At 68.1% G+C, this 2771-nt stretch carries 6 protein-coding genes; all 6 read right to left on the bottom strand.

Annotated features, from left to right (window positions below):
• A partial coding sequence (locus IT361_11340) for a hypothetical protein (protein MCC6318272.1) occupies positions 1-307 on the bottom strand: 307 nt, incomplete at its 3' end.
• Entirely contained in the window at positions 294-575 is a 282-nt protein-coding gene (locus IT361_11335) for a hypothetical protein (protein ID MCC6318271.1), read from the bottom strand. The genes IT361_11340 and IT361_11335, both read right to left, overlap by 14 nt.
• Entirely contained in the window at positions 572-805 is a 234-nt protein-coding gene (locus IT361_11330; GenBank protein MCC6318270.1) for a hypothetical protein, read from the bottom strand. The genes IT361_11335 and IT361_11330 overlap by 4 nt, the downstream gene beginning before the upstream one ends.
• A gap of 11 nt (positions 806-816) precedes the next feature.
• Positions 817-984, bottom strand: a complete 168-nt coding sequence (locus IT361_11325) for a hypothetical protein (protein ID MCC6318269.1) — start codon at positions 982-984, stop codon at positions 817-819.
• Positions 981-1568 carry a metal-dependent phosphohydrolase gene (locus IT361_11320; protein ID MCC6318268.1) on the bottom strand — a complete coding sequence of 196 codons (588 nt, stop codon included), beginning with the start codon at positions 1566-1568 and terminating at the stop codon, positions 981-983. Before IT361_11320 ends, IT361_11325 begins: the two co-directional genes overlap by 4 nt.
• Positions 1565-2014 (bottom strand): hypothetical protein, encoded by a 450-nt coding sequence (locus tag IT361_11315; protein ID MCC6318267.1) that lies wholly within the window; start codon positions 2012-2014, stop codon positions 1565-1567. The genes IT361_11320 and IT361_11315 overlap by 4 nt, the downstream gene beginning before the upstream one ends.
• Positions 2015-2771: the final 757 nt, after the last annotated feature.

The raw sequence follows: 2771 nt of genomic DNA, 5'->3' as shown, positions 1-2771 counted from the left end.
GCCGCGACGCTGCGCTTAGATGCTCGAAACCCAGGTCGCGCACGCGCCGAGTCCGACACGCGAAGTCGGCCACGTCTGGCAATTCGCTGCGCTTGGCCGATCGCACCGACTTGTGGACGTGCGCGGAATACGGTGGGTCCGTTGCCATGATGTCGATCGCATCGTCGGGGATGCTCGCCAGCACATCCCGCTCGCCCCACTCCGCGCCCTCGGGACGCTCGCCGACAGACACGCCCTCGCCGTGGACGACGCACCAAAGCGCCGAGCCGTCGAGAACCTGAGCCAGCGTGCCCTCAGCCGTAGACACGCGGCCTCCCGTTCAGGACGGCGTTGTCTTCCTCGCGACCGAAGATCGAAGCCCGTTCGACGTAGAGCCAGCCGACCGGATCTTTGCACTTCGCGCACTGCGTCCCGACGCGATCCTCGTGACTGCCCGCGTCCTCCGGCTTGGTGACTCCGACGATGTGGAACGGATCGCACCCGCAGCCGGGGCACGAGCCGTCAACCGCGCAGTCGTCGTCCACGTTGCGCCACTCGTAGGAGATGGCGCGCTCGATGCGCAGGCGTTGGCTCACGCCGCCCTCCTCCCCGTCTCAATCGCCTCGAGCCTGACCGCGCGCCGATACTCGCGCCCGTCGCACTCCGTGATCCGGCAGACGCCGCCGAGTCCGTGCGCGGCGAGGTCCTCGGCTTCTTCCGTGCTGCCGGCCCATCCCATCCTTTGCCATCCGTGCGCGGTCAACTTCTCGACGCGGAACTTCAGCGGCGGCGGCTTGACCATGAAGGCGAGTAGGTGTCCGTTCATGCCGCGAGGCTTCACTTGTCCACCCCCTTCGCCCCGCCTTTCGCGCGTTCGGCTCGCTCGGCCTTGATGATGCCGAAGTGAACCGAGCGCATTGCGAGCGCGGCGGCTGCCCAGTCGCTCACGCGCTTGAGCGAGCGGCTGCGCTTCGGTGTGTGTGCTTCGCGGATTCGACGGATCATCGTGTACCTCCCAGCTCTGAAAGACGTTGAAGCCAGCAGCGCTCCGCATCACGCGGCGCGAGTGGCGCAAGCATTGACCCGACGCTCGCGGGGAGCGTCATCGCGAGCAGTTCCGCGACCGGCATCAGGTCGCAGAAGAACGCGGCGAGTTCGTCATCGGGCACGCCGACGAGAAGGCGCGCCTCGAAGATTGCCGCGACCGCATCGGCCACGTGGACGTCGTGGTGCGAGAGCGACTCGACGCCGTAGCGTTCGCAGATGCGAGCATCGAAACGGTCCGCCACCGCATCGAGCATCACGTCCCCCGCGCGCCGCATGAGCGCTTTCATCGGGCTGTTGACGTCGGAAACGAACGCCTCCGAGGCATCGTGAAGCAGCCCCGCGAGCGCGTGTTCCGGCGTCAGGAGGTGGCTCACGACGACGCAGTGCTGAGCCACCGAGTAGTGCTCCGGCACGTGCCCCGTCCACCGGCAGAGGCGCGACAGAGGGCCGGCGATCAGCTCGGGCGCCACGTCCTCCACCGTCGGGCTGACGAGCGAGATGCGCCGCCCGCCCGTGGTCCAGATGAAGATGTCGGCGGTCACCGCGCGCCGCCTTCCGCGCGGAACTTCGCGACCGCGGCGCGAATGCACCGCTCGGACACCGCCGCGCTCACCCATCCCCCGGCAGGGAAGATGTAGCGGCGCTCGCAGTGGGTCCAAGCGTCGTCTCCGAACACGTCGCCCGACGCGCCCGCGACGTGGAACTGCCAGCCCTCGCCGCGCGAACGGTAGTAGCACTCGCGCCCGTCTAGCGTGCCCTCGCCCTGGACCGGGCAAGCGCCGCCCCACTGGATATCGAGCCCGTCAACGCAGAGCAGGCCGGCCGTGCCATCGTAGTCAGCAAGCTCGACCCGGCGGGCACCTTGCAGGTAGCGCTTCAGGATCGTGACGCGCTTGCCGAGCCACGAGAGGATCGGATTCCGGCTGTACTCGACGCGGCAGTGCCACCACGCCCACAGCCAGATCGCGATCGGGATGCGTTTAGCCATGGTCATCGTCCTCCGAAGCGGGCACGCCGCTTGCTCTTGCTGTCTCCGTGATGGCGATATCGGGCGAGATTCGGCAGGAGCGCCACGGCACGGGCGCCACGGGTGGGGCGGTCATGTCGTCACCTCTTGGTCAGACTCAGCGAACAGCACCGACTGCGCCGCGCGAGCTCCACCGAACTCACACGCAACCGGGGAGCGAAACGTCTTCGCCCATCGTGTCTTTGCGCTGCTCATGTGCTCGCGGTTCACGGCCGGCGTCCGCGTTCCGGTGTGCGTCCACCATGAGCGAATCCCGGCCGATTCGAGCGCCCACCCAGCGCCGCGGAGACTGGTTCCGCCCTCGGATTCGAGCGTGTACGTGATGATGCGCCACGCGCCGATAGCCTGCGCCGCGCGAGCGCAAGCGCCTAGCAGGGCGGAGCAGGCGTTTGGTTCGCCGTCAGTCGCCACGCGAAGCACCTCAACGGTTTGCCCGTCGTCGTTGTTTCGGTTCGTCGGCCGTCCGGCGATTGCGACGCCGTGGATTGCGCCGGATTCGTCAACGCACGCGACGCAGAACCACGCGAAGCCACCCGGGAGCGCGGCGTGGTGCCGATGCCAACGGCCGACGCATTCGTTGGCGCGCGGCAGCGTCGTCGGAACGCAGAGGAGTCGGCGCTGCATCACGCATCCCCTGAGATCGGCACTTCAGTCCACGCCGCTTGGCACTCCCGACACCGCACCCGATACAGGTCGCGGTCACCACCGAGGTGTTCGG

The organism is Gemmatimonadaceae bacterium (assembly GCA_020846935.1).
Classification (GTDB): Bacteria; Gemmatimonadota; Gemmatimonadetes; order Gemmatimonadales; family Gemmatimonadaceae; genus RBC101.
Note: the sequence above shows the minus strand (reverse complement) of the source record. Positions and strands in the feature narration are given on the sequence as shown.